The sequence below is a fragment of the Dysgonomonas sp. genome (assembly GCF_035323175.1).
Lineage (GTDB): Bacteria > Bacteroidota > Bacteroidia > Bacteroidales > Dysgonomonadaceae > Dysgonomonas.
Window position 1 is genome coordinate 1 of the sequence record NZ_DAOKYH010000013.1, and the last position, 26,920, is coordinate 26,920.

At 36.8% G+C, this 26,920-nt stretch carries 25 protein-coding genes; 11 read left to right on the top strand and 14 right to left on the bottom strand.

Translation table 11 applies throughout. The annotated features are described in order from the left end of the window. Positions 1-102: 102 nt before the first annotated feature. Positions 103-771: a hypothetical protein gene (locus PKC55_RS13690; protein ID WP_291130292.1), complete on the bottom strand. Its 669-nt coding sequence runs from the start codon at positions 769-771 to the stop codon at positions 103-105. Between the two features lie 167 nt (positions 772-938). Continuing rightward, complete coding sequence (locus tag PKC55_RS13695) at positions 939-1,169, bottom strand: ISAon1 family transposase N-terminal region protein (RefSeq protein ID WP_422653383.1); 231 nt, start codon at positions 1,167-1,169, stop codon at positions 939-941. Between the two features lie 257 nt (positions 1,170-1,426). Here PKC55_RS13695 and PKC55_RS13700 point away from each other — a divergent pair, with 257 nt between their 5' ends. From PKC55_RS13700 to pdxB, 3 genes are all read left to right on the top strand, one after another. Next, entirely contained in the window at positions 1,427-1,933 is a 507-nt protein-coding gene (locus PKC55_RS13700; protein ID WP_135107132.1) for a ferritin, read from the top strand. Between the two features lie 86 nt (positions 1,934-2,019). Continuing rightward, a complete protein-coding gene (locus PKC55_RS13705; protein ID WP_291130284.1) occupies positions 2,020-2,712 on the top strand; it encodes an ABC transporter ATP-binding protein in 693 nt (230 codons plus the stop codon). Next, a complete protein-coding gene (gene pdxB / locus PKC55_RS13710; RefSeq protein ID WP_291130281.1) occupies positions 2,696-3,811 on the top strand; it encodes a 4-phosphoerythronate dehydrogenase PdxB in 1,116 nt (371 codons plus the stop codon). The genes PKC55_RS13705 and pdxB overlap by 17 nt, the downstream gene beginning before the upstream one ends. Positions 3,812-3,850: 39 nt before the next feature. Here pdxB and PKC55_RS13715 read toward each other — a convergent pair whose 3' ends face one another. From PKC55_RS13715 to glyA, 4 genes are all read right to left on the bottom strand, one after another. Beyond that, positions 3,851-4,591, bottom strand: coding sequence for an NUDIX hydrolase (locus PKC55_RS13715; protein WP_283687439.1), 741 nt, complete (start codon positions 4,589-4,591; stop codon positions 3,851-3,853). Positions 4,592-4,602: 11 nt separating this feature from the next. Continuing rightward, the gene (locus PKC55_RS13720) at positions 4,603-5,445 is read right to left on the bottom strand and encodes a hypothetical protein (protein WP_291130279.1); all 843 of its coding nucleotides are present in this window, start codon (positions 5,443-5,445) and stop codon (positions 4,603-4,605) included. Between the two features lie 227 nt (positions 5,446-5,672). Next, positions 5,673-7,628: an LTA synthase family protein gene (locus tag PKC55_RS13725; RefSeq protein WP_324373444.1), complete on the bottom strand. Its 1,956-nt coding sequence runs from the start codon at positions 7,626-7,628 to the stop codon at positions 5,673-5,675. Positions 7,629-7,740: 112 nt separating this feature from the next. After that, complete coding sequence (gene glyA, locus PKC55_RS13730; RefSeq protein WP_291127124.1) at positions 7,741-9,021, bottom strand: serine hydroxymethyltransferase; 1,281 nt, start codon at positions 9,019-9,021, stop codon at positions 7,741-7,743. Positions 9,022-9,402: 381 nt separating this feature from the next. Here glyA and PKC55_RS13735 point away from each other — a divergent pair, with 381 nt between their 5' ends. From PKC55_RS13735 to rlmD, 7 genes are all read left to right on the top strand, one after another. Continuing rightward, positions 9,403-10,554 carry a sensor histidine kinase gene (locus tag PKC55_RS13735; protein ID WP_283687435.1) on the top strand — a complete coding sequence of 384 codons (1,152 nt, stop codon included), beginning with the start codon at positions 9,403-9,405 and terminating at the stop codon, positions 10,552-10,554. Between the two features lie 91 nt (positions 10,555-10,645). Continuing rightward, the gene (locus tag PKC55_RS13740) at positions 10,646-12,142 is read left to right on the top strand and encodes a POT-type proton-dependent oligopeptide transporter (protein WP_283687434.1); all 1,497 of its coding nucleotides are present in this window, start codon (positions 10,646-10,648) and stop codon (positions 12,140-12,142) included. A gap of 122 nt (positions 12,143-12,264) precedes the next feature. After that, a complete protein-coding gene (locus PKC55_RS13745; protein ID WP_291127125.1) occupies positions 12,265-12,762 on the top strand; it encodes an RNA polymerase sigma factor in 498 nt (165 codons plus the stop codon). 2 nt (positions 12,763-12,764) lie between these two features. Next, a complete protein-coding gene (locus tag PKC55_RS13750) occupies positions 12,765-13,358 on the top strand; it encodes a hypothetical protein (protein WP_291127127.1) in 594 nt (197 codons plus the stop codon). A gap of 162 nt (positions 13,359-13,520) precedes the next feature. Further along, positions 13,521-16,025: a DUF2339 domain-containing protein gene (locus PKC55_RS13755; protein WP_291127129.1), complete on the top strand. Its 2,505-nt coding sequence runs from the start codon at positions 13,521-13,523 to the stop codon at positions 16,023-16,025. Between the two features lie 12 nt (positions 16,026-16,037). Further along, entirely contained in the window at positions 16,038-17,243 is a 1,206-nt protein-coding gene (locus tag PKC55_RS13760) for a hypothetical protein (protein ID WP_291127131.1), read from the top strand. 224 nt (positions 17,244-17,467) lie between these two features. Next, on the top strand, positions 17,468-18,877 hold the full coding sequence (gene rlmD / locus PKC55_RS13765; protein ID WP_291127133.1) for a 23S rRNA (uracil(1939)-C(5))-methyltransferase RlmD: 1,410 nt from the start codon (positions 17,468-17,470) through the stop codon (positions 18,875-18,877). 83 nt (positions 18,878-18,960) lie between these two features. On the opposite strand, the gene PKC55_RS13770 is transcribed toward rlmD, so the two are convergent. The 5 genes from PKC55_RS13770 to PKC55_RS13790 all read right to left on the bottom strand — a co-directional run bounded on the left by PKC55_RS13770 (position 18,961) and on the right by PKC55_RS13790 (position 23,045). Next, positions 18,961-19,206 carry a GlsB/YeaQ/YmgE family stress response membrane protein gene (locus PKC55_RS13770; protein WP_252638448.1) on the bottom strand — a complete coding sequence of 82 codons (246 nt, stop codon included), beginning with the start codon at positions 19,204-19,206 and terminating at the stop codon, positions 18,961-18,963. A gap of 79 nt (positions 19,207-19,285) precedes the next feature. Continuing rightward, complete coding sequence (locus PKC55_RS13775) at positions 19,286-19,570, bottom strand: winged helix-turn-helix domain-containing protein (protein WP_135107109.1); 285 nt, start codon at positions 19,568-19,570, stop codon at positions 19,286-19,288. Continuing rightward, positions 19,563-20,183 (bottom strand): hypothetical protein, encoded by a 621-nt coding sequence (locus PKC55_RS13780; protein ID WP_291127135.1) that lies wholly within the window; start codon positions 20,181-20,183, stop codon positions 19,563-19,565. The genes PKC55_RS13775 and PKC55_RS13780 overlap by 8 nt, the downstream gene beginning before the upstream one ends. 15 nt (positions 20,184-20,198) lie before the next feature. Then, positions 20,199-20,852, bottom strand: coding sequence for a hypothetical protein (locus PKC55_RS13785; RefSeq protein WP_291127136.1), 654 nt, complete (start codon positions 20,850-20,852; stop codon positions 20,199-20,201). A 30-nt stretch (positions 20,853-20,882) separates the two neighbouring features. After that, positions 20,883-23,045 carry a TonB-dependent receptor gene (locus tag PKC55_RS13790; protein WP_291127138.1) on the bottom strand — a complete coding sequence of 721 codons (2,163 nt, stop codon included), beginning with the start codon at positions 23,043-23,045 and terminating at the stop codon, positions 20,883-20,885. A gap of 162 nt (positions 23,046-23,207) precedes the next feature. Between PKC55_RS13790 and PKC55_RS13795 the strand changes: the two genes are divergently transcribed. Continuing rightward, positions 23,208-23,450: a putative signal transducing protein gene (locus PKC55_RS13795; protein ID WP_006841975.1), complete on the top strand. Its 243-nt coding sequence runs from the start codon at positions 23,208-23,210 to the stop codon at positions 23,448-23,450. A gap of 22 nt (positions 23,451-23,472) precedes the next feature. On the opposite strand, the gene PKC55_RS13800 is transcribed toward PKC55_RS13795, so the two are convergent. Genes PKC55_RS13800 through PKC55_RS13810 form a run of 3 tightly spaced genes read right to left on the bottom strand, consistent with a single transcriptional unit; the run spans position 23,473 to position 26,840 of the window. After that, positions 23,473-24,678, bottom strand: a complete 1,206-nt coding sequence (locus tag PKC55_RS13800) for an ABC transporter permease (RefSeq protein ID WP_006841976.1) — start codon at positions 24,676-24,678, stop codon at positions 23,473-23,475. Then, positions 24,675-25,844 (bottom strand): ABC transporter permease, encoded by a 1,170-nt coding sequence (locus PKC55_RS13805; protein WP_291127140.1) that lies wholly within the window; start codon positions 25,842-25,844, stop codon positions 24,675-24,677. Before PKC55_RS13805 ends, PKC55_RS13800 begins: the two co-directional genes overlap by 4 nt. A gap of 3 nt (positions 25,845-25,847) precedes the next feature. Further along, positions 25,848-26,840 carry an HlyD family secretion protein gene (locus PKC55_RS13810; RefSeq protein ID WP_135107097.1) on the bottom strand — a complete coding sequence of 331 codons (993 nt, stop codon included), beginning with the start codon at positions 26,838-26,840 and terminating at the stop codon, positions 25,848-25,850. Positions 26,841-26,920 lie beyond the last annotated feature (80 nt).

Genomic DNA, 26,920 nt, shown 5'->3' on the forward strand with positions numbered 1-26,920 from the left:
GTATTGAATAATATATGGTTGATAGGTGTGGTTCACAAGCCCCCGCTTCCGCAAATCGTCTAGTAGATAGATGATTGTAAAACAAAGGGACTAAAATAAGTTTTAGTCCTTTTTCTTTTTCAACCAAGAAAATAATATGCACTTTTTACCTTTTTTTTCTTTCTTGTCATGGAAATCATTTATCATATCGATTTGAGCCTCGAAAAAAGCAACTAATTTTTCCATAACAGTTTTAAAATTTTCTAAGTCTATTGTACTCATCTTTAAACTGTCTTCTCTATTTGGTGCTTTCGTAACAGGATATCTAAAACACATAGAAATTTTATCAATCTCTTCAAACTCTTTAATAAGTTTTCCAACATTTGTCATTATATCTTCATAGAAAGAACATTTTATCTTTTTTAATAGAGACTTATATTCATTCCATTGCGTTGATAAAATATGAATATCTTGAAATGTTCCTCCACCATTGCGCTTTTTTATTTCGTCAATTAAACTCTTTAAAGTTAGTTCTATATATTGTCTATAATTAAAAATCATAGGATAAACCAATGAATTTCGCATATAATTATCAGAATCTTGCGCCAAACATTTATCTAATAATAATTTTCCAGCATTTTTATATCCTTCACTATATAGAAAAAAACCTCCTGCTGGATTTTTAATCCATGCTCCTTTTGCTGAATCAGTTTCATCTATAAAAAGTTTATCCGCTTTTTGTGGGTATTGTTCTTTGGTTAATTGCTCTGATGTTTTTTCTTCATTTTCCATAATTTATATTTTAAAAGTGAACAGCTATAAAATTAGGAATATAAAATGAATAGTTAACTGATAGATAAACAATATATTTTTAAATATATATCAAACTATCTTCTATCTCTCACCAATAAACAAAACTTAAAAATATACAATAACAAACTTCATTCAACTTAACAATATTATTTCTCTTTTTCTTGATTATATAAAATAACACCATTGAGTAGTATATTAATTAAAAGAGCTTTACCTCGTACTGGAAAGTCATTAACTAAAACATTCGGGTAAAAACCCTTGCTTTCTAATTCTGGATTATTTATGTTGTTCTTATCTTCTAAATAAATATTAATCTGACTTTTATCGTCTTCTACTTTCAATGTTTCGAAATAATCTAATAATCCTGAGGGCAGCAAATAACTATAACCATCCTTTTAGCATATCTTTTTATTTCAAAAATAAAACATTTTGATTTCCCTCTCATGTTTTTAAGTTGATTCCATTTTTTTTAATAGGTTTTTTCGATAACTCATTAATGATTATAAATAGTTTTTGAAATAATAATTATATTTTGTAATATTGCATAACGTATTTGTGTATTAGACGAACTATTGAACAATTGCCATTACACAAGTGTTGAAAGAATAAACTAACATCAAAAATATCATCAATTATGTTAAGTAAAAAATTAGAAGCTGCATTAAATGCACAAATCAACGCTGAATTTTGGTCAGCATATTTATATCTGTCTATGGCTGCTTATTTTGCAGCAGACGGAAAACCGGGTTTTGCAAACTGGTTCGAAATCCAGTTTAAGGAAGAACAAGATCACGCAATGAAATTTTTCAAATACGTTACTGATAGAGGCGCAAAAGTAGAATTGAAGCCAATTGAAAAAGTGGATTTGGCTTGGGAATCTCCTCTTCATGCTTTTGAAGAAACTTTGAGACATGAAAAGATCGTAACAGGGAGAATCAATGACTTGGTGGCGTTGGCTAAGGAAGAAAAAGACTATGCAACCGAAAGTATGTTGAAATGGTTTGTAGACGAACAAGTAGAGGAAGAGGCTACAGCACAGGGTTATATCGATGCGTTGAAAATGATTAAAGATAACGGTTTTGGAATCTATACAATGGATAAGGAATTGCAATCAAGATCTTATTCTCCAGTAGCAGGTTAAAAGACAATGTCTAAATTATAAATGTAAATCTCCCCGGAATATTCCGGGGAGATTTATTATTTTTACACCATCATAACAATTATCATTTGATACAAATAGAACACATATCCAAAACGTATGGAGATCAGGTAGCCTTATCTGATGTGAGTTTTTCGATACAGAAAGGTGATATAGTAGGGCTTCTCGGAGTAAATGGTGCGGGGAAGTCTACCTTGATGAAAATTCTTGCTGGTGGTATGACTGCCGATATAGGACGGGTGACTTTTTCAGGAGAAGATATTCTTTCTAACCCTTTAGCGATTAAAAAACGTATAGGCTACCTCTCGGAAGACAATCCTTTATACGAAGATATGTACGTAAAAGAATATCTGGAGTATGTTGCAGGAATCTATAATGTACGGCACGATGCTGTTTCTCGTGTTATTGAACAAACCGGACTGGAGAGGGAATACAAGAAAAAAATAAAGGCTCTTTCAAAAGGAAATCGTCAACGAGTTGGTATTGCTCAGGCATTGGTTCATAACCCTGAATTTCTTATCTTGGATGAAGCTACTTCCGGCTTAGATCCGAATCAACGCGAAAGCCTTAATGCTCTTTTTAAGGAACTGTCGAAAGATAAGATGATACTTTTTTCTACTCATATTCTATTTGATGTAAAAGCTATTTGCTCTCGTGTGATCTTTTTAGATAAAGGAAAGTTGCTGATAGATAAAAATATAGATGAAATAGATTCTATAGAAAATACATTTCATATTCTTGCAAATGAAAATAATAGCTGACAAAAATATACCCTATCTCAAAGGTGTAGCCGAATATTACGGAGACGTTACTTACCTCGATGGTGCTGCTTTTACCCACGATGCGATCAAAGAGGCTGATACCTTAATTGTGCGTACTGTTACTCGCTTTGACGAAGCAATACTAAAAAATACGAATGTAAAGCTTATATGCTCCGCTACTATTGGCTATGATCATATCGATACCGATTACTGTGATGCACATGATATCGTTTGGCATAATGCTCCGGGGTGCAATTCCGGTTCAGTGCAGCAATATATCGTTTCTTCATTGATAAGAATCTCCTGTAAGAAAGGCTTTGTACTCAAAGATAAAACGATAGGTGTTGTTGGTGTTGGCAACGTAGGGAAAAAGGTAGCGAAAGCTTGCGAAATGTTAGGTATGAAGGTTCTGCTAAATGACCCACCACGTCAAAAACCGGAACAGAGTAATTTATTTGTAAGTCTGGATGAAATAATAGATAAAGCTGATATTATCACTTTCCATACTCCTTTAACAAAAGAAGGCGAATATAAGACTTATCATTTAGCAGATTCCGAGTTCTTTTCGTCTCTCAAGAGAAAACCGATTATAATAAATTCGGCGAGAGGAGGCATTGTAGATACAGCGGCTATAAAAATAGCTATAGCTAACAACCTTATATCGGGAGCAATTATCGATTGCTGGGAAAAAGAACCCGATATAGACCTTGAATACATGGAGATGGTTGATATTGCCACTCCGCATATAGCAGGTTATTCGGCAGACGGAAAAGCCAACGCAACGCGTATGTCTCTTGAATCTGTTGCCGATTTCTATGGGATGAGCAAAGAGCCGTTATCTCGCATAATAGCGCCTGATCCTGTAAACCCTATAATAGACCTCACAGGACTAAAAAACTCCGATAATCTTCTCTTTGATGCTATATTGCATACATACGACCCCATGTCTGACTTCGAAAGACTAAAAGCATCTCCTGCGACTTTCAAGCAGCAGCGGAATAACTATCCTTTGCGTAGAGAGTATTTTGCTTATAAAATAACTGCTGATATTTCTTCTGATGTGAGGCAATCCCTTCTGGACTTCGGTTTTGCTGAATAATTATAAATTAATGTTCCGGGTTATTTCCTTATTTTACGATTACAAGTTGTTGCTCATTAACTGAATTCCAAGTCTTTCGGCTTCCTCATATTTTTTCTTGTCGAAAGAGTACAAATTGGGCGATTTGTGAGCTCCTACTTTCCGTGTTTCATTCAATGCCTTTATAAAGCCAATAGAGAGCATTTTGCGCTGGAAGTTTCTACGGTCTAGTTCTCTTCCTAATATTGCCTCGTAGATACTTCTTAATTCGGGCATTGTGAATTTTTCGGGTAGAAGTTCGTAACCGATAGGTATGAATCCAATTTGTTTGCGGAGGGTAGAGAGAGCGGTTTCAAAAATAATCTTATGTTCCGGGTGTAAATCTGAGATATTATTTATTTCGAACCATTCGATATGTTCAGTATCGTTATCTTCGACGAGTTGTGCATCTCCTGATTTGATAAGGGCAAAATATGCCAGACTAATTTCACTAAGTATTTCGGGGTTTTCGTTTTCTTCTTGTTTTTTATCTTTTCTCCCAAAGAATGAGAACTGCTTCAGATAGGTATCGCTTAACCCTGTTTTTGCTTTTAAGATCCGGCGTGCCGTTTCATCCGGTATTTCATCTCTTGTTATAAGCCCTCCGGGAAGCATCCATTTTTCGCCGGCACTGGGTTTACATAGTAGAACTTTGAGGCTTCCTGAGTGAAATCCGAATATTGTACAATCGACCGAGATATTAAGATTGAAAATATCCTTTTCTTTTCTCTGAGGCTCGGCAGTAGATTTTTCTTTTTTCATAAAAATTAGAGTTATTGTAGCTTTGTGTTGTAAGTGTTTGTGCTGTCTTTTTTATTATCCAGATAATAGATGTGAAATTCGGCTTTCTCTTTAGCTGTTTTAAGGCTATCGAGCTGCAACATCATTACTGATAACTGATACGATTTGGAAATCGCAGACTTTACCTGTTGCGATAAAGTATATGTATATTTTCCTTGTCCATCTAAAGTGACTGATAAGGGTTTGCTGGTATTTGAGAAAATGAACTTCGCAATTCCATTTTCCTTACTACCTGAGAATCGGATTACTTCATACGTTTTGCCCATGTTTGAGAAGCGATAGTTCAAACCATCGTCATTCACTGGTATAGACTCTGCGAATGAGCCATCTTTTGACAAAATCTTTATCTTATTATGTTTTTGTCCGCCAATAAATACACTTTCAATATATAACTGTCCATTTTCTTCTACTCCCGAACGAAGAGTTGTAGATGTAATAGATGAGGTTACACTCTCTTTGGGGATATAGCTTCCTGTTTCTTGATATTGCTTGTTTTGTTGAAAGCTAAACTTCGTTTTCTCTTGTTCTACTTTGGGTTCAAAAGAAGATATAAGCGAATCGCATTGCGCTATTATTTGCTCGTTTTCCCCTCTGCGGATCGAGTCTAACAGCAAGATCCCTGCCTGTAATTGTGGAAAAGCTTTCGGGTGATTTGCTTTTAGGCTATCAAGAGTCTGCTTAGCTAAAGCGTATTCAGCCTGCGAATAAAGCTGTCGGGCTGTATTTAATTGTCTTTGTGCTTCTTCGTTTTCAGATGTACAAGCGAATAGTAAAAATGACAAAAGTATAAATATACTTCTATAATAAGTTTTCATTGGACTACACTCTGTATAAGTATTCTGGGAAATTGTACTCATGTAATTTTAGGCTAAATTACAAATTAATTTTTAATTTAACATTACTATTGTTTAATAATTGTCTATATTACACTATACGGTATTGGTTTCCACCTATTTGATATAGATAAAGCTATTTATGTTTTAGTTTGAAAATACTATGCCGCTGAGTGGTTGGTGTCTAGTCCGTTTGGGATATGTGGTTTTTATTTCTTTACTCTTGTCAGTTCATGTTTGAGCATATAGTTAGCAGTTTGAAACATGGCTGCTGAATATAAGTTCATGCTATCTGCTTTCTGTTTGAATTGAGAAAGAACATTGTCGCTACTATTTTCACTATATTTATATAACCCATCTATCTTCGATTTGAAGTTATAAGTATAAAAGTATTTCTCATCGATACATCCAAGGGCATTATCAGAAGAGAAAAACATATACGGACGTTTTGTCTTGAACATGTCTACCCCAAAAGTATTATTCATGTACGAACGGTCTAGTAAACCCATAATGGTAGGGAATACATCAACTTGTCCACCCGGACTGGAAACCGTTGTGGGCATATCTGTAAACGCCGGAGAGTATATGATCAGTGGGATATGGTTTAGCGAAAGAGGCATTTCATAGGTTTGTGTGCCCACTATTTTTCCATGGTCTCCAAGCAGTACAAATATTGTGTTTTTAAACCAGCTTTGTTTTTCTGCATCAGTAAAAAATTGTCGTATAGCATCATCTGCAAATGCTACTATTTGGAATTCGGATTTTGTGCTTACATTTTCAAATTTTTCAGGTACAATATATGGAGGATGATTGCTCACTGTGAGTATTGTTGCAAAAAAAGGAGATGACGTCGGAGCCTTTTCATTTATTTTGTTCAGCGAATAACTGAGTAGAAAATCATCTGCAACACCAAAGCTGTTTTTTCGCATTTTGGGTGGATAGTTTTCTTGAGAATATATTTCTTCAAATCCATTTTCCAATAAGAAAGCATTCATATTGTCATATTGGGACTCGTGCGGCATGAAGAACATCGTTTTATAATTTTGCTCTTGTAAAGTATTTGGTAACCCCTGGCATAAAGGGATTGTTACATTTTTCATCATGTTCTTATCAAACAAGGCCGGTAGTCCGTACAGTGTGGCTAAGATACCATGATTGGTATGTGTGCCGGCTGAATAAAAATGATCGAAATAGTATGATTTCTTTATAAGCTGGTTGAGAAATGGAGTTATTTCTTTTCCGTTTTCTGTGACTTTTAGCAGATTGGCAGACATCGATTCCATGAGTATGACAACTACATTCATATCTTTTGCCGGACTTTCTGCTTTAATATATCGGGCAATAGGCGACTTTAGCTCATCAGCCGGGTTTAGTCCGAAAAACTTCTGTGTATATGAGATAGCGTCTTTTTCTGAAATAACATTGTCTATGCTATGATGAGTTTTCGATGATTCGATAACATCCCGCAAGAAATAAAAAGAGGGGTTTATTCCCAACTGATTTAAGAATGAATTGTTGCAAAAGTAAGCTTGGCTTGTTTTTATCGGATTGTATCCGAAACGCCCCCTGATACCCAATATGCATAGTATGGCAAGGATAAGACAAGTGGGAATGTAAATGAAATATTCTTTTCCTTTTATATTTTCTTGCTGTAGTTTTAAAAGCCTTTTGCTCAACTTGAAAACCAGATATCCAAAAGCAATGACTACTAGAAGAAAAACACCCATATATATGTAATATGATGTTTCTTCGAATATCATTTTGGCAGTTGTACTGCTTTCTTCATTCCAATTGAAGATGGAACTGTTCAGATGTTTGAAGAAATAAGCGAAGTAAGGAATGTCTGCAAAACCAATCGCAAAAACCACTGTATAGATCAGTATATAGTATACGTTGAATGAATTGAAGGTAATTTTATTTACTTTATTAAGAAGACCTAGAATGCAAATAACTATGAGCGGTAATGCTGAGATGTAGGATGCTATAACATTGTCGAACCAGATCCCTCGGAGCAAAGCTGAGAAAATCCAACTGGCTTTTGAGGTTACACTTTCTATATGTTGTAGATTTGTCAGTAATAATAAGGTACGTTGCAGTGACATTATGATTAATGCCATTATATGTATCGACAATACATATAGAATGCTTATTTTTATTTTTTTCATCGGAATACATACAGAAGCTGTTTAAAAGCAAACACTATGAGGTGTAATTGCCTTATTAAACAGCTTCTTATCTTTGTATATTAGTTAAGTTCTATCAAACAGGAATAGTATTCTACCAAGCAAATAATGGATAATCTTTCATTATTCCATTTACTTTCTCACGTACAGCTTTTATTACTTTTCCGTCTTCCGGATTAGAAAGAACTGTATCTATCAATTCCACTATTTCTCCCATCAAAGGCTCTTTTGCTCCACGTGTAGTGATTGCCGGAGTACCGAATCGAAGACCTGATGTAAGGAATGGACTGCGGCTATCGAACGGAACCATATTCTTATTGGTGGTGATATCGGCTTCTACAAGAACTTTTTCGGCAAGCTTTCCTGTCAGTTCAGGGAATTTTGGACGCAAATCTATAAGCATAGAGTGATTGTCTGTTCCTCCTGATACTACTTTGTAGCCTTTATCCATAAAAGCTTGAGCCATAACAGCCGCATTCTTTTTTACTTGAGCCTGATAAACTTTGTATGAAGGATCGAGCGCTTCGCCAAATGATACCGCTTTAGCTGCAATCACATGCTCTAGCGGCCCGCCTTGAATGCCCGGGAATACAGCCGAGTCTAGCAATGCAGACATCATGCGTACTTCTCCTTTCGGGGTTTTCTTGCCCCAAGGATTTTCAAAGTCTTTGCCTAGCATAATTGCACCACCACGTGGTCCACGTAATGTTTTGTGAGTTGTTGTAGTCACAATGTGTGCGTGAGGAAGAGGATTGTTAAGCAATCCTGCTGCAACCAGTCCTGCCGGGTGAGCCATATCTACCATAAATATAGCACCTATTTCGTCGGCTATTTTGCGGATACGTGCATAATCCCAGTCGCGAGAATAGGCCGATGCTCCGGCGATGATAACTTTAGGTTTCTCTGCACGGGCAACTTCTTCCATTTGCTCATAGTCTACTTGCTCTGTTTCTTGTTCTACATTGTATTCCAATGCATGAAACATCAATCCTGAGAAGTTGACAGGCGAACCATGTGATAAGTGTCCTCCGTGTGAAAGGTTCAGTCCAAGAAATTTATCTCCGGCCTGCATACAAGCAAGGAATACTGCTGCATTTGCCTGAGCTCCAGAGTGTGGTTGTACGTTGGCCCACTCCGCTCCGAATATTTCTTTTAGCCTATCTATAGCTAGCTGTTCGCTAAGGTCTACAATTTCGCATCCCCCATAATATCTTTTGCCCGGATACCCTTCTGCATATTTGTTTGTTAAGCATGATCCCATAGCCTCCATTACTTGTTCACTGACAAAGTTTTCAGAGGCGATAAGTTCAATCCCTTTCAGTTGTCGTTGATACTCTTTTTCAATAATATCAAAAATGGCTGTGTCTCTTTTCATAAACTGATAAAATTATGAGGTAAATAAATCATCGAGCAAAGGTAACTATTTTAGTAATTTATATCGTAGTCTTTTCTTTAATTATTTTCTTGATGTAAAAGCTAGTTTGTATCTTAGATGCAGAAAATATATAATTTTTCGAAGGAAGACTTTTCCTTTAAGGGAATGGATAAAAATATTGTCTCTGTGTATATCGCATATAAGAAAGATTAAATTTTATCTATATATACTGGTATCGCAGTAAAGAGAAAAGTGACATCTAAAAACATACGAAAAACTGTCACTTTTGTCACCTTTTATTGAAATGTCTGTTTGTAAGTTGTTTGAAATCAAATATAATAGACGTATAAAGCGTTAGGTGTATAATAAAGCATATATTGAATGAAATTATTCGAAAATAATAAAATACTATTCAGGTATCTGTTTGTAGTCATTGCTCTTCTTATTGTGGTGGCATCTCTTATCGTGTCACATTTTTTGGTCGAAAACCTGTCGAAGGAAGAGAGGAATAAAATTGAGATTTGGGCTGAGGCTACAAAAGAAATGGCAAGCAATGCTGAAAATATGAATATGAATTTGGTTGCTCAGATACTGAAAAGTAATACGACGATACCTGTTATACTATACGATAAAAAAGAGAATTTTTACACTTCGGCAAATATCGATCTTCCCGAGCTTGATGACCAGATCTTTCTGAAGCAAAGAGCAGAATCTTTTAAAAAAAGGCATGAGCCTATCATTATTGAAGCTGAGGGGTTCGATCAGTACATATATTATGATGATTCGTATACATTAAAACAATTGCAGCTATATCCTTATGTTCAATTGGGTGTGCTGTTTATATTTATGATTACAGCTTTCTTCGCTCTGTTTACTACTATGAGAATGGAGCAGGATCGTCTGTGGGTAGGGTTGTCTAAAGAGACTGCTCATCAGTTAGGGACGCCTATATCGTCTTTGTTGGCATGGCTGGAATATCTGAAACTCAAAGAAACGGATCAGTCTATTGTAAGAGATATGGAGAAAGATGTAGACCGACTGCAAATGATTACGGATCGGTTTTCTAAAATAGGTTCGGTTCCTGCCTTAGAATCTCAAAATATGGTAGATATAATTCATCGGTCGATTGCTTATCTCGAAAAGCGGATATCAAAGAAAGTTGTTTTTGTTGTAGAACTGTCAGATAAGCCTCTCTATGCACAGGTGAACGAGCCATTGCTAAGCTGGGTAATAGAAAATCTTACCAAAAATGCCGTTGATGCTATGAGCGGACAAGGGCAAATAATATATCGGCTTTCTGAAAAAGGGAAGTTTGTATCCCTCGATATACAAGATACAGGGAAGGGAATTCCCAAATCTAAGTTCAGAACTATTTTCAATCCCGGTTATACAACAAAATCTAGAGGCTGGGGGCTCGGACTCTCATTGGCGAAGCGTATCATTGAGTCTTATCACAAGGGGCGGATTTATGTCAAAACATCAGAAATCGGTGTGGGGACAACATTCTGTATTGAGTTAAAAAAGGCTGAATAGTGTCATCCGGACAACTTTTTAACTGTTAAATCGGATAATTTTCTTATTTTTGTCGCAATTCAATTTATTTTTAATAATTCTATAAAGACTGATGACTAAATTCTCAAAAGCCTTTTGGGTCGCCAACACAGTTGAGCTGTTGGAGCGGCTAGCGTATTATGCAATTTTTATTTCATTAACCTTATATCTATCCAATGTATGGGGCTTCAATGATGTTGAGGCCGGTATTATCGCCGGTTCGTTTTCTGCATTGTTGTATTTCTTACCCACATTTGTTGGTGCATATTCCGATAGAATCGGTTTCCGTAAAGCTATAATGGTTGCCTTTGCTCTTCTTACCGTCGGGTATTTCGGGCTGGGCTTAGTGCCTACTCTTTTGGAGAGTGCGGGGCTTGTTCAATATGGTGCTGCCAATGCAGTAGGATTAGAGTCCGGCGCTAAAGATAGCGGACTGGTAATAGAAACTTTCCGTTCCTTTTTTACCTCTTTAGGAGTCGGTAATTTTGATAGATACACTACGTTTACAGGTCTCAGAGAAAGTATCCAACAATGGACAATTGTCCCTATACTGTTGCTGATTGTTGTGGGTGGAGCTTTTATAAAATCAGTGATTTCGGGTACTGTGGCTAAAGAAACGACTACCGAAACACGAGCAAGAGGTTTTGCTATTTTCTATATGATGGTGAATATCGGAGCTTTTACGGGTAAGACTGTAGTCGATCCGCTTCGCAAAAGTATTGGGGATCAGGGATTGGTTTACCTGAACTATTTCTCGGGAACGATGACTTTAATTGCTCTTGTTATCGTTTTCTTTATGTATAAGTCGACACAAACGGCAGGACAAGGTAAGAGCCTTTCGGAGATATGGCAAGCCTTGATAAAGGTATGTAAGAACGGACGCCTTGTTGCTTTGATACTTATCACCAGCGGTTTCTGGATTGTACAGCAGCAGATGTATGCCTCTATGCCTAAATATGTAATCCGTATGGTAGGAGCCGATGCTTCTCCGGGATGGATTGCTAACGTAAATCCCTTCTTTGTCTTCCTGTTGGTAAACCTGATTACCACGATAATGAAAAAGCGCTCGCCGTTATCGTCTATCATGGTAGGTATGTTTATTATACCTTTTTCAGCACTGATCATGTCCTTTGGAAATATAATGGGTGGTGAACCTATTTCTGTATTTGGACTGACTACCATACATCCTGTAACGCTTACCCTTATCGTGGGTATCGCCTTTCAGGCCATAGCTGAATGTTTTATCTCTCCTCGTTTTCTCGAGTATTTTTCATTGCAATCGCCTAAAGGAGAAGAGGGGCTTTATCTTGGATTCAGCCATTTACATTCATTCGTTTCCTCGTTGGTCAGCTTTATTGTTGCCGGTTTCTTATTAGAAAGATTCTGTCCCGATCCACTGTCGGAGCGCTTTGCCAATTCTACCAACTTTGCCGCTGATTATGCGGCAGCTACAGCCAACGCTCATTACCTTTGGTATGTGTTTTTTGCCATAGGGCTTGTTTCTGCCATTGCTTTGGTTATATACGGCATAGTCGTGCGAAGAATAGATGCAAAGAAAGTGATAGAATAATTTATAGATAGTGAAAATATCAGAATCCTCAGAAGCATTTTTCTGGGGATTTTTTTTGTTAAAATTTCTATTAAATGCCATTTTCTTAAAATCTTGTCGACTAACATATAAAAGGCTGATAAATGGATAGAACCAAATTAGAAGAATCTTTTATAGAGATGATTCGCTGTAATGAGCGTGTTATTTATAAAGTATGCTCATTCTATGTGTCGGACGAATTCCCTATGGCAGATTTGTATCAGGAAGTTGTAAGCAATCTTTGGACTGCATATCCGAAGTTCGGGAACAAATGTTCGGTATCGACTTGGATTTATCGCATAGCTCTCAATACTTGTATTACAGGTATGCGAAAGGAGATGCGAAGGCCAAAGGGGACTTCTATATCGATTGTTCAGGATTTATTTCTCGAACCGGAGAGTATGGATGAACAGATTAAAGAGCTATATCACTTTATCCATCAGCTGAAAACAATGGAACGGGCTATTGTCCTGCTTTATCTCGAAGAGAAATCGTATCAGGAGATAGCCGAAATAACCGGATTGACTGTAACGAATGTGGCCACAAAGTTGAAGCGGTCGAAAGAAAAATTGAAACAAATGTCGAATACAAAAGTGTTATAGATATGGAACTTGATGAATTAAAAAACTCATGGCTTTCGTTGGACGAGCGTCTGAAGAAGCAAGAAGTATTGAAAGAAAATATATTAAAAGAGATGCTGCATACCAAATCAGACAAAGCTCTCAGTCGATTGATTGGACTTGAAGTATTTGGTGCAATCGTTTTAATCTTGGTGCTTCCCGTTATTATTTATGGGATGAATTTACATGTAGGTTTAATGGCTTATAAGACTTTCATGTATATTATGTTGGTAGTTTCTATCCTGCTGTTCTTTTGGCAGGCTTATAAAGTCTATAGGTTGATGCAGATTGATTTTTCTAAACCTGTCAGATTAAATATAGAGCATACCAACAAATATAATATTTGTATTAAAAGAGAAAAGATAGGCATGATCTTTTTTGTTCCTATACTTGCTTTGGTTTGTTCTTATTTATATGCGCAGCTAAATGTGAATATGACTTTGTGGGCTTTTATGAGCTGTACATTCGTTGCTTTGATATTATTTACAGTATGGTCTTACAAGAAATATGACAAGAATATTAAATCGATACTTCAGAGTCTCGATAATCTGAAGGAATTGGAAGAAGAGAAAGAATAAATAAAACGAAGGGTAAAATCTGAACAAGGCTCATTAGATTATGATATCTAATGAGCCTTTTATTTAGTAAATTATCATATTTTATATAAAAAAGTGTGATTGTTCGATATTACATGTATTTTTACAGGATTATAAAGGTATCATCAACTTAACAAGAATCTTATGGAAGGCTTTCTGATATTACTAATTATCATTATTTTTATCGTTATAGTTGTATTTCCAATTATCATATATGTAAAAGTAAGTTCTATTCGGAACGATATTGAGTACCTGAACAATAGTTTCAATGACCTTAACTTCAGACTAACAAGTTTTTTCAAAGACGCTGGTTCTCTGGAAGCTGTAAAAGAAAGGTTTGAATCAATTGATGAACTATCGGCTATAGAGAACGTAAAACAAACAAATGCAGAAATCAAGGAGCCGGAGGTGGTAGAAGAAGCTCCTCTTTCGGATGTTCATATAACTGCGTTTAAGGAAAGGGTGCTTGATGACGAGCCTGTTGAGGAGATTATATCAGTAGTTGATGAACTGAAAGAAGAAACTATTCCTTCGTTTACAGCCTCTATTAGTCATGAAAAAGAAGATGCTAGAGAGAGGATACTTCAAGCATCCGAGTCTGTTTCTACAAATGAGACTATAGAAACTGAACGAAACTTTATAGAAAGATTACTAGGTGAAAACTGGCTGAGCAAAATAGGAATTGTAACTTTGGTATTGGGTATTGCCTTCTTTGTAAAGTATGCTATAGATCGTGATTGGATCAACGAAATCGGACGTGTAGGTATAGGGTTACTTACCGGAGGTATAATCATAGGTATAGCTCATAAGCTCAAAAAACAATACCATGTTTTTTCTTCGATACTGGTAGGCGGTGGTATTTCAGTCTTTTATATTACAATTACACTGGCATTCAGAGAATATGAATTGTTTAGCCAACCCATTGCTTTTGTATTGCTTATAGCCATAACAGTTTTCTCTGTTATTCTCTCACTCTTATATGACCGTAAAGAATTAGCCATATTTTCTTTGCTTGGTGGATTTGCATCACCACTGATGATAAGTACAGGAGCAGGAAATTATATTGTATTGTTCTCTTATATATTTATTCTGAATACAGGTATGCTTGTCATTTCTTTTGCTAAGAACTGGCGTATTATAGGTATTATGTGTTATATGCTTACTTTGGGATTTTTTTGGAGTTGGTTGTTAACCGCTTATCGAAATCAAAGTTTAGTACTTGTTACTCTGTTTACTGTATTGTTTTTCGTGCAGTTTTATCTATTGGCTATAATAGATCACCTGAGGACAGAAAAAAAGGTTACGACCTATCAGAGTTTTCTTATATTATCCAATAACCTGTTTGTATTCCTTGCCTGTTTATATGTGTGGAATCAATGTCAATACGATGTAAGGGGGCTGATAACAATAGCTTTGGCGGTGTTAAATGCAATTGTTATGTTTACCTTATTCCGACGTAGCAAAGTGGATCGGAACCTCATATATCTGATTATAGCTGTAGTGATGTCTTTTGTCAGTCTCGCTATTCCGATACAGCTCAATGGACATGTTATTACCATGTTTTGGGCTGCTGAGGCTGTTGTCTTGTTATTGCTGTGGCGTAGATCACGCATTAATGTGTTTTGGTTCGGCTTTGGCTTTATCTGTTTGCTGACTGTAATATCTTATGTAATGGATGTTCACGAAACTTATTCTTACGATTCCGAATTACCAATATTGGTGAATAGGATATTTATCACAGGAATAGTGGTAATAGTTGCTTCTGTCATTTGTTTGTTTATCTTGAGAAAAGAAGATCCTAATATGGAAATCGAAATACGAGGATTTGATTTATTATCCGTCGGTGCTGTAGTCAAGGTATTTAAATATGTTCTTATTACCTTGGCTTATGTAATGCCATTCCTAGAGCTAAATTATCAATTACAACGTTTTACAGATGTTGAGTTTTACTCGAGCTTTAGGTATTTGTGCATGGCTACATATACCGCATTGTATGTCGCATTATTGGCTTTTATATACAGGAAAAAAGCTTCGGCAGCTTTTACTTATGTTTTATTGCTTGCTTCTATGATTTGTTATGGCGCTTTCTATTCATATATGGCTATAGACCTGCGCTTCGATATATTTTCTTCCGGAATGTATAGTACAGCTCACTTTCTGATACATTATCTATCGCTGCCGGCAGTTATATATATAGCTTACCTGCTTGTGAGAAACATAAAATCATTGCCTCAAGAATGGTTCTCTTCTATATGCTGGGTGTTGGTTGTCTTGTGTGTAGTGATATTAAGTATAGAAACCGATCATACCATCATCGCATTGCTTGGGAATGCAGAAAATTATGACTTCATCTTGTACGACGTCCATACCTTTGGCTATCCTATCTTATGGGGTGTTTTAGCGATGATTTTGATGATATGGGGCTTGAATATCAAAGAGGTATTATTGCGTAAAATATCACTGATATTCTTTGGTATTATTATACTCAAGTTTTACGCTTACGATGTGTGGCATATGTCACAGGCCAGCCGGATCGTATCGTTTATTATTTTAGGGGTTATTCTGCTGTCGGTATCTTTCTTGCAACAGAAGATAAAGACATTGGTAAAAGCTGATGGAGTAGAAAAAATTGAAGAAAATAAGGAATAAAAACCAAGCCTGATGAAAAAAATAATATTTACATATCTGCTTTCTCTTTTTGTCTTTCAAGTCTATGGACAGTCACTTTGGCGTGCTGATGTAAAACCAGTAGAAGAAAAAGGGTATTATAATATAGAACTCGATCAGCATATAATAGCGAAGTCTGTTGCGTCTGACTTATCCGATTTGAGGATATACAATAGTAAAAATAAAGAGATCTCTTATTTTCTGCGAGCGGTGAGTCCGGTGCAGGAAGTAAGTCGATTTGAAAGCTATTCATTAAAGCAGAATATTGAAAAGGATAGTCTTAATATTGTTATTGTAGATAATACAAAGTTAGATGATATAAGTCGTTTTTATATTTTTATACGTAGTGCCGACGTCAATAAATATGCTTCGGTGAGAGGGAGTAATGATTTGTCGCAATGGTATATTGTAAAGCAGAAGACTCATATCTACAATCTGGAGCATAAGGCGGATAATAACGAAGATGCCTTACTGCTCGATATTCCCCAAGGAAACTATAAGTATTATGAGATAACGATTGAAAATGATCAAAACAGTCCGTTAAAAATATTAAGGGTAGGAAATTATGCAAGCTCAAATATTTATGCACAGTTCTCCGAAATCAATCTGGGTCGTTTCGTAGCTAAGGATAGTATAAACAAGAAAACATATATCAGTTTTCCCGATTTGCAGGACACATATAAGATCAATCGACTGGAGATATCGGTACAAAGCGATGCTCATTATTTGCGACATGTTCTTTTGTCTGATACAATTAACAAAAAGTCTTTAAAGTTCGATTTGTCTTCCAAAACGGATAACTCTTTCATCGTCGATTATTTTCCTCTTGGCAAGCACACTTTTATAGCTATTGAGAATAATAATAATCTTCCGTTAGATATTGTTTCAATCAAAGTGTATGGATTGAATCGTTATTTGTGCGCTTATCTAGAGAAGGGTGAAAAATATTATTTGGAGGTTGGTATGAGATATAAATCATCACCTGATTATGATATAGATCACTTTAAGAATGATATTCCTGTAGATTTGCCTATTGTTAAAACGGAGAATCTTTCACAGATTAATATGCCGGTTGCAGTTCCTGAAAGGCAGCCGTCACTGATCGAAAAGCCTCTTTTCTTATGGGCGGTTATTATTCTAATTGGCTTATTCCTGACATTTGTTTGTTACAAGACTATCAAAGAGATGAAGAAAAAATAGGGCAGAAGCCAATCCGGTTATGTCTTCTATTCTAATTTATCTTATATAAGTGATCTGTGATATGGATATGCTCTTTAATATGGAAAGTGACAATAAAAAGCAAGTAAAAAAGTGTCACTTTTGTCACCTTTTTCTAAACCTATCAAGATAGCGGGTGTAGCTAATACCAAAAAGCGAAAAAATAGAATTATCTTTGCACGCATTTTATACTCAAATAAAGATCAATGGCCAGAAAGAAAAAAGAACTTCCGTTAATAGAAAATGTAGAGATCGTAGATGTAGCCGCAGAAGGCAAAGCTATAGCTAAGGTAGATGATTTGGTTGTGTTTATACCATACGTTGTGCCGGGCGACGTGATCGATTTGCAAATAACCCGCAAGAAAAATAAATATGCGGAAGGGAAGCCTGTTCGTTTTATCTCATACTCACCAAACCGTACAGAAGCATTCTGTGAACACTTCGGTATCTGTGGCGGCTGTAAATGGCAAGTCCTGCCCTATGCGGAGCAATTAAAGTATAAGCAAAAGCAGGTTGAGGATAATTTGACACGTATAGGCAAAATAGAGTTACCCGATATTCATCATATATTAGGTTCCGAAAAAACACAGTTTTACAGAAACAAATTAGAGTTCACTTTTTCGAATAAGAAATGGCTTACCTTGGAACAAATCAATTCCGGCGAAAGCTTTGATAATATGAATGCGTTGGGCTTTCACATTCCTGGTATGTTTGATAAAGTATTGGATATAGACAAATGTTGGCTACAAGATGATATATCGAATCAGATTCGAAATTTTATACGCCAATACTGTTACGGTAAAAACTATACCTTCTTTGATTTAAGAAATAGAGGTGGATTGATGCGCAACCTTATTGTACGGACATCCACAACGGGTGAACTGATGGTGATTGTTGTATTCTATGATGATGAAAAAGAACAACAAGAAGACTTATTGACGGCTGTTGCCACAGAGTTCCCTCAAATAACGTCATTACTCTATATTGTCAATCAGAAAGCGAATGATACTATAACAGATCAAGACGTTCTGGTATGGAAAGGAAATGATTGTATTTATGAAGAGATGGAAGGCTTAAAGTTTAAGATAGGCCCTAAGTCTTTTTATCAGACAAATAGCGAGCAAGCTTATAATTTGTATAAAATAGCACGTGATTTTGCAAACCTATCGGGCGATGAACTTGTATATGACCTTTATACAGGTACAGGTACTATTGCCAACTTTGTAGCCTCTAAGGCAAAGAAAGTGGTAGGAATAGAATATGTAGAGGATGCTATCTTGGACGCGAGAGTTAATTCCCAAATAAATAAGATAGATAACACGCTGTTTTATGCGGGAGATATGAAGGATATTCTTACACAGGACTTCATCAATGAGCATGGACGCCCTGATGTGATTATCACAGACCCTCCACGTGCAGGTATGCATGATGATGTGATAAAGACAATTCTTTTTGCGGAGCCCGATCGTATTGTATATGTTAGTTGTAATCCGGCTACTCAGGCGCGTGACCTGTCTTTATTGGACGAAAAATATAAAGTGGAAAGAGTACAGCCTGTAGATATGTTCCCTCATACACATCATGTAGAGAATGTAGTATTGCTGGTGAAGAAATAAGAATTAGTTAAAAGCAGAGAAAGAGGCATACTCGTTGGAATATATCTCTTTCTCAGCTTTTAAGAATTATCTCTTTTTATACTCTATTCTTTTTTCTTAAATAAGGATATTATCCAAAGCAGTACGATTGCTCCTATAGTAGACATTACCAGGTTACCTAGAATACCGTTTACATCTAACCCGAGCAGCGTAAATATCCATCCACCGAGTAATCCTCCGACAATACCGACTATAAGGTTTAGTATAAGTCCGAAGCCACTGCCTTTCATAATCTTGCCGGCTATAAATCCGGCAGCTATACCTATTATTATCGACCAAATGAATCCCATACTCTTTTATTTTTATGTTAATAAAATTGAACTCTATCTTTTATAACACGCTTAATAAAGATATGGTTTGCTTCTTGCATTATTTCTTAATATAACTTTGCAGATTTTTTACGTATTTGTCAAATGCATCTATGCCTGTTTGAGTTATTTTGCAAACGGTGCGGGGTTTCTTCCCATCAATGAATTTGCGGACGTTGATATATCCGGCTTCGCTTAATTTTTCTATTTGTACGCTCAAGTTACCCGCAGTTGAACCTGTCTTCTCTCGGATAAAGACAAAGTCAGCTTCTTCTACAGATAGCAGCAATGATATTACTGCCAGCCGCAGTTGCGAGTGTAAGAGTGGATCAAGATCTTTAAACATTTTTAACGGCTTTACGGTTTGCTATATGTCCCGGTACGCAAAGTCCAAGGATAGCACATATACCCAAGATAATAAATTGAATATCACCACTGGCAAAAATATAACTTAATGTGCAAATTAAGGCTCCTCCCCAAAAAATACATGCTCCATAAAGGTATGGTCTGAATCGGCAAGCGATCGAGGTTGTAAATTGTGCTGCACCCATCATTGTTAAAATTATAGGGGTTATAAGGATTCCCAGAAAGCCTGAATGTAAAGCGTACGCTGTTCCATAAATAGTTATAAGAAAGATACCAACAGATATGGCAAATGCATTCCAGATGTGTCTTACTATTTTATCTATATGTGTTTTCACTGTCGCACTTCTCGAATATCTCCTCTTTATTATTCTTGATATTATTATCATTGGTATCATTGTTAGCCAAATCCAGAATGATTGATTCGGATTTTCTAATGTATGGATGAGGATGAAATTGGCAAAAGCGGTTCCTGCCACCACATATCCACTGAATATACTCGTTCTAATGCCTCCTTCCTGAAAATTGTTTCTCGCTTGCGAGATCATTTCATTGATAAGCTTCAAGCTATCTTGTTCGGTGAAATTATTTTCCATTATGCCGGTATTATTTTATTTATTGCACTTCGCTGAAATTTGTATCATAAAAGCTTCGCCCCAATGCGGTTTTTCTATTGTTTTTTGTTCTTTCTGATATAATGACTTTGCCTTATTTATCTCTTCACAAAAATCACGTTTCGAGCGAATAAAGTCAGGTAAAAAACTTTCATAAAAAGCTAATAAAAAGATTGGTCTCGGATTCTCCGGATTCAGCTTTATAGCCTTCTCATAGTTACTGATTACATCATTAAAATATTTTTGCCCATTTACTGCCGGATTAGTCATCGATAATCCATTGTAATAATACCCATACAAAGTACTGACTTCTGACTTGTCAGCATTGGTAAATGAATTTAGCTTGTCAAGACTTGCTTTTACAGTTTCGAGAATGGCTTCATTGTTTTCTGCCTTCGGGCTGTAATATACCATTTGTATTCCTGTGTATGCTACATAGTAAAGAGGGAGCCATTCCTTGTCATATTTCAAAGATATCCGTTCGAATTGATTCCGGATTGTTTGTAACTCGTTTACTGATTTGGCAGAATCTAATTTTAATACTGTTTTCTCCATTACTTTCAAATAGGTTGAATCAGTATTTGTTATTGCTGATAAAGCCATTGGTACAATTAGTATTGCTATACAAAGATAAAATTTAAACGTTTTCATAAGAATATAATTAAGGGTTAATGTTTCATTTTAGAAAGTTGCCGGATCATATGCTACTTTTCCACTTATTGTCCAGAAGAATCCGATGAAGAAGAAATTATTTTGATACGACTTTATAGGTTTTGCTTCATATCTGCCTGACGTATTCGGGTTCGGATTATAATCATACCCATATACGTTGGTTCTGCCAAGAATATTTGAAGCACTTGCATATATGATTAGCCTTTTGTGTGCCAATACAGTCCAGCTAACATCCAAAGAGTTATAAGCGGGAGTTGTTTCGTTCATCACTCCGGGCAAATTGGGATTGTGATATGCACGTCCACTGGCAAATCTGTTTGTTACTCCGATTATGCTTTTTAACTTTTCGTTCGAATACCTTAGAATGACCGATGCGTTATGTTTTGTCGTAAATGGAGGCATAATTTTTTCATTGTATTCGGCATACTTTCGCTTCGAATCATTGTATGAATACGATAGCATATATTCTAAGGATTGCTTGTTTCCTGTTCTGAACCCATCTTTATACATTAGGTCTACACCTTGGCTATATCCATGTCCATCAGAGTGATAAAAGTCGTCATATATGGTAGTCAGTTTGTTGTATTTCTTGTGATAAACTTCGACCCTGAATACTCTATAATTTGTAATTGTATTCTGTGCACTCAGTATATATTGTGTTGTATTCTCTTGTGACAGGTGATTGTTGTAAATCAAATTTTCGTTGGGAGAAGTCTGCTGATATTTTCCTGCGACAGCCGACAATACAATGTCTTTTTTTATATTGTAGTTTAAGGCAATGCGGGGAAGTAGTGCAAATGACTTGTCTAACGAAGCATACTCGATACGTGATGATGCGTTTAAGAGCAGCTTGTCTGATAGGCTAAAATCATTACTGACGAATAATCCTTCGATGTTATGATTTACTTTTCTTTCTACGCTCTTCTCGTCCAGATAAGTCATTTCATATTTTCTGATCAGAGCTTCTGTTCCTACTCCTAGCTTATACAAGCCAGAGAATCGTTTCTCTGCCTTTGTCTTTAGATGGAGCTCACTTTCATCCGACTTAAACAAGTCATTTGGTACTCTGGCATTATTTATATTCTTCTTATTCCAAGAATAAGCTACTCCGGCGAAGTAATTGATCCCATTGGTAAATCGCTTTTTGAATGTGCTGTTTAGGTATAGGTTATCTTCATCAAAATCTAGTTTGCGGTCAATATTGCTGAATGCGGGAGTCTCCTTTTTCTTAAAAAGAGTTTTGTCGTAAGTGAAATATGTTTTAAGATATGTTTTGTCTCCTAGCTTAAACCGAAGCTGATTGGCTGCCGATATTCCTTGATAATACTTATCCCAATCCGGCTTTTCGTCAGGGAATATCAGTTTTGTATATGGTTCAAGGTTTGTATAATTTACATCAAAAGAAGCTGATCCTTTATCCCACGATTTTGTTCCTCCCGTTCCCAATCCTACGCTAGTTAGACTGGCTCCTATCTTCGTAATAGTACTTTCGTCTTTAGTCGATAAGGGCAGTACGCTCGACAAACTTTGAGTATACTCCGGAGAGAAGCCTCCCGTTGAAAAATTTATCGCATCAAATATAAATGTAGAGTGCCTTCCCCTCACCGCTGTGTTTGCCGGCATGGATGTATATGGCGACATTACGTGCATCTCGTCTATATAGGTCTGAGTCTCATAACTACTTCCGCCTCTTACTTGCAGTTTGCCGTCTGTACCCGATATTTGAGCGCCGGGTAGGTTTGTTATCGATTTGTATAAATCTCCTTCCGAGCCTGCAGCTGTAACTAAATCGATAGCATTCTTTTTTTCCAGATTCGATCCTCCTTTTAGCTGGAAACTACCTGCCGTAACGACTACTTCATTTAGGTTTGTTAGGTCGGGCTTCAGGTTAATAGCTAAGTTGTTCAATTTCGAAACATCGGAAGTGATAGAGAACGGTTTATATCCTACAAATGAAGCTATCAGCGTAACAGACCCTTTCTCTTCAGTTTCCAAAGTAAAGTGTCCGTTCTCATCGGTGCTCGTTCCATCTACTGTGTTTTCTATATAAACATTTGCGAAAGCTATACCTTTGTTATTCTCGTCTCTTACATATCCTTGTATTTGAGACTGACTAAATGCCCTGACTGATAGCGTTAATAGAATTATTATTAGAGTTAACCGGAGTATCATATTTTTTTCCTTAAAGTGGTTTATCATATTTTATTCCGTAAATGTAAAGTAGTTTATATTATAAACCAAATTATTTTATAAATAATTGAAATAAATATTGTTCGTCTTGTCTAGTTTGTTGATTATATCTACATTTATAAGTGGATAATAAATCTAAAGATTATGGATGAACTGGTTACTTTAAAAAGCGCTGACTTTGAAGCTAATTTGGCTATAGCAAAATCATTTCTGATTGACAATGGCATAGACTGTGTTGTAAATGGAGAATATCTTACTGTTTACACTGCAGGGTTAGGTACAGCCAGATTACAGGTCAGATCGGAGGATTACAGGCGTGCCGCAGAGTTACTTATAGAAGGAGGCTTTGCTAAGCGAGAAGATTTTGACTTCGAGAAATATCAATAGAAGATGAAGAAGAGTTGAAGATTTATTCAACTCTTTTTCTTATCATACCTTTGTATTCCGGGTCGTAATTCTGTATCCACCATTTATACATTATGGTTGCCGTAATACAATATATTCCTGCCTGTATCCAAAGAGCTATATATTCGAACCATACATCATTCAGAGTAGCTCCCATTGTGTTTATTTTAATGAACCCGTGAATACCCGGTGTAGACGGAACAATGTATGCTATCGCCTTTATGGCTGTAGGTATCTCAGTCCAAGGCCAAGATATACCAGATATAAATATGAATATGACACTGGTGAATACAAACAGCATCATTCCGAATTCACGCTGCGAGCAGAAGTAGGAGAGTGTCATTGTAAAGAATGTAGCCGACAAAAGGAACGGCATAAGAAATGCTGCAATTGTCAGTGGGTCTCCTATCTGCGGAAACTTAAAGATATATGGTATTACTCGCAGCACCCATACCGAGATCAGCATGTATAAAGAGGCATAGCAAAAGGCTTTACCGATTGTTAGCTTTATGGCTCCTACATTTTTGCCTTGGGCTGTGTGTGATGCTATTGTAAATCGTTTCTTGTCGTTGTGTGTACCAACAATAGTAGCTATACCCAAAAACATTGTTTGCTGTATAATGAGTATAAGTATCGCAGGAACAAGGAAGCTTGCAAATCCATTCTGTGGATTATACATCGGAACCCATTCATTTTCTACTGTTTGCCGGGTCGTAGCATCTTCTTCCTGACTGCCGCTTCCGGTTTCAACTACGCGTATATCAGCACCCATATCCAGCGATACTTCGGTAGCGCTGAGTATCATTGCTTTGTAAAACAACAAACTGCTCATATCGGCATACACGCTGACTTTCGTTTGTTGCTGAGTATGTATGTCTTTGCTGAAATCTCTGGGTATATACATTATCCCGTAAGCCTCTTTTCTTCGGAGAGCTTCACGGGCTTCCTCCATGTCCGAAGCGTACCCTATTACCTTTACATCGGCTGTGGCATCTACCTTTCTTTTAAATTCCCTTGAGAGCGAAGAGTTTGAATCATCTACAAATATAACTTTTACCTCATGTACAGTTTCGTTATTGTATATAAAGCTATACAGTACAGGATAGGCCAACGGTACTATAAAGAACAGCAATATAACCGCCGGGTCTTTGAATATGACCTTTAGCTCGTTGATCCAAACATAATATATGTCAAGTAGTAATCTTTTCATAGCTCATATACGTTATCCTTCAGTAATTTTCTTACAGTACCGAAGAAGAATATTGATAGCAACACAAAGCCAAGCAGTGCCGCATAATGATACATGGAGTAGCCCACCGCTATACCATTCAATGCCTGATCTACATAGATAAGGAAAAAATGCCTTAGCGGGAATAAGTTGCTCAATGCACTCAGGCTTCCATCCATCGCCAATGTAGAGAATGAAAATCCTGTAATGGAAAATGATACCATCCCTATAAGGCTGGCTATGCTTAGGGCAAACCGGTAATTGCGGAATATTCCCAGAAGTATGATGCCTGCTCCCTGTGCTGCCAGAATGAGGCATGCATAATTAAAGAACATAGGCCAAAAACCATTATGCAATGGAAATCGATTGATGTAATAAAGGACTGCCATAAATAATAACGCTATCCCCATATATATGATCGTGTACGGAAGTAGTTTCCCTATCATTACTTTGATGATGGAGTTGTCTCCCATAGACATAAGTTTTGGCCCGTTACCTGCTTTTATTTCTGAACCAAAAGCCGATACGGTAAACATCAGGATAATCAATTGTAATATACCCGGCAAGAGAACATTGTTCAGATATACCGAATAGTTGAGCCAAGGATTCCCTGTGGGATGCGCATCTATCGTAATCGGTTGCAAGATCGGCATAATCTGGTTTTCTGTATAACCCTTTGCCATTGCAGTCTTTAACCCTACTGAGGCCGAAGCCAGCGTAGATATTGTTTTCAAGTCCTGAAATAGCAGAGAGCCCGATATCAAAAAAGCATTGTTGGTATAATAAACCAATTTGGGGCGATTGCCTGAAATTGCATCTTTCGTAAAATCTTTCGGGATGGTTAGTACAGCATATACTTCCATTCGCTCCATCTGATGCCTTGCTTCTTTAAACGAAAGGCTTTTATACTGTATATTCGTTTTTTCAAAAGCATCCAACTGGCGTATCAAAGAGCGTGTTGTAGTCGTATTGTCTAGGTCTACCACCGCAATAGGTATACGTGAGGGTAGCCCTGCGCTCATCATCCACATCAAAATAATCATGGATAATAGCGGAGCAACGAATATCCCCCATATACATATTTTGGATGAGGATATACGTATCCACTCCCTTTTGAATATGGCTAGTATACCGGTTTTATAGCTCATTTGTTATTCTTTAATGATAAGTGACATTCCCGGCAATACATCGATGGCTTTGTCGTTGAATCGAGCTTTTACCTCAAAAGTCTTTCTGTCGTACTGTCCTGTTGTTTTGGTGGCTTTCCATGCTGCGTACGATCCTAAATCTTTGACATAGTATACGGTCATCTCTACTTCCTGATCCAGTGCCGGAACGTATGCCTTGAATGTCTTACCTATATCTTTATAGTTCTTTAGATGGTCTTCTCTGATATTGAATGAACCCCACTTATCGTCTAGTTTAGCAACATTCATTATCGGAGCACCTGTACCTACCAACTCTCCTTCGTTCGGAAATTTTTCGGTAACCTTTCCGTCAATAGGTGAGATCAGATAGCTTTCAGAGATGTAAGATGATACTTCTGCTACAGCACCTTTTGCTCTTTCCAATAAGGCAAAGGCGGCTTCTTTGTCTTCTTTTTCTGCACCGTTTACAGCCATGTCGTATTGAGACTTCGCGGCCTTTTCTGTTGCAACTGATGCGTTGTATTGTGCTTCGGCTTCATCTCTCTTTTGTGCGGTTACAACACCTTTGTCAAACAAGTTTTGAACACGCTTGTACGACTTCTGCGCTATGTCTGTTCCTACTTTAGCCTTTTGCCACATTTCGTATGCTCCTTGGATTTGCTCTACGCGTGCCCCTTTTATTGCTTTCTGGTTTTGTGCCGCAGCTCCTTGCTGTGCCGCATTTGCCTGTGCCAGCTTAGCATCGATGTCAGGAATGCTTAGTATAGCAAGAGTGTCACCTTTTTTTACATAGCTTCCTTCGTCTACCATATATTTTGCGATACGTCCGGGCACTTTGCTGGATATACGTACTTCGGTTACATCTGCCTCACCTTGTATGATGTTGTCTTCTTGGTTGAGGAAGAAGAAACCGTATAAGCCAACTAGAATAATAACGGCGGCAAAAATCAGAATAGGTATGAGTTTAGAACCTGTTTTTTTGTTTTCTGTATCCATATCTTTATTTGTTACTTTTTTTCAAATGTATATCGATTTGTTAATCAGTGATTTTAGGTCTAAAAGGTGACAAAAGTGAC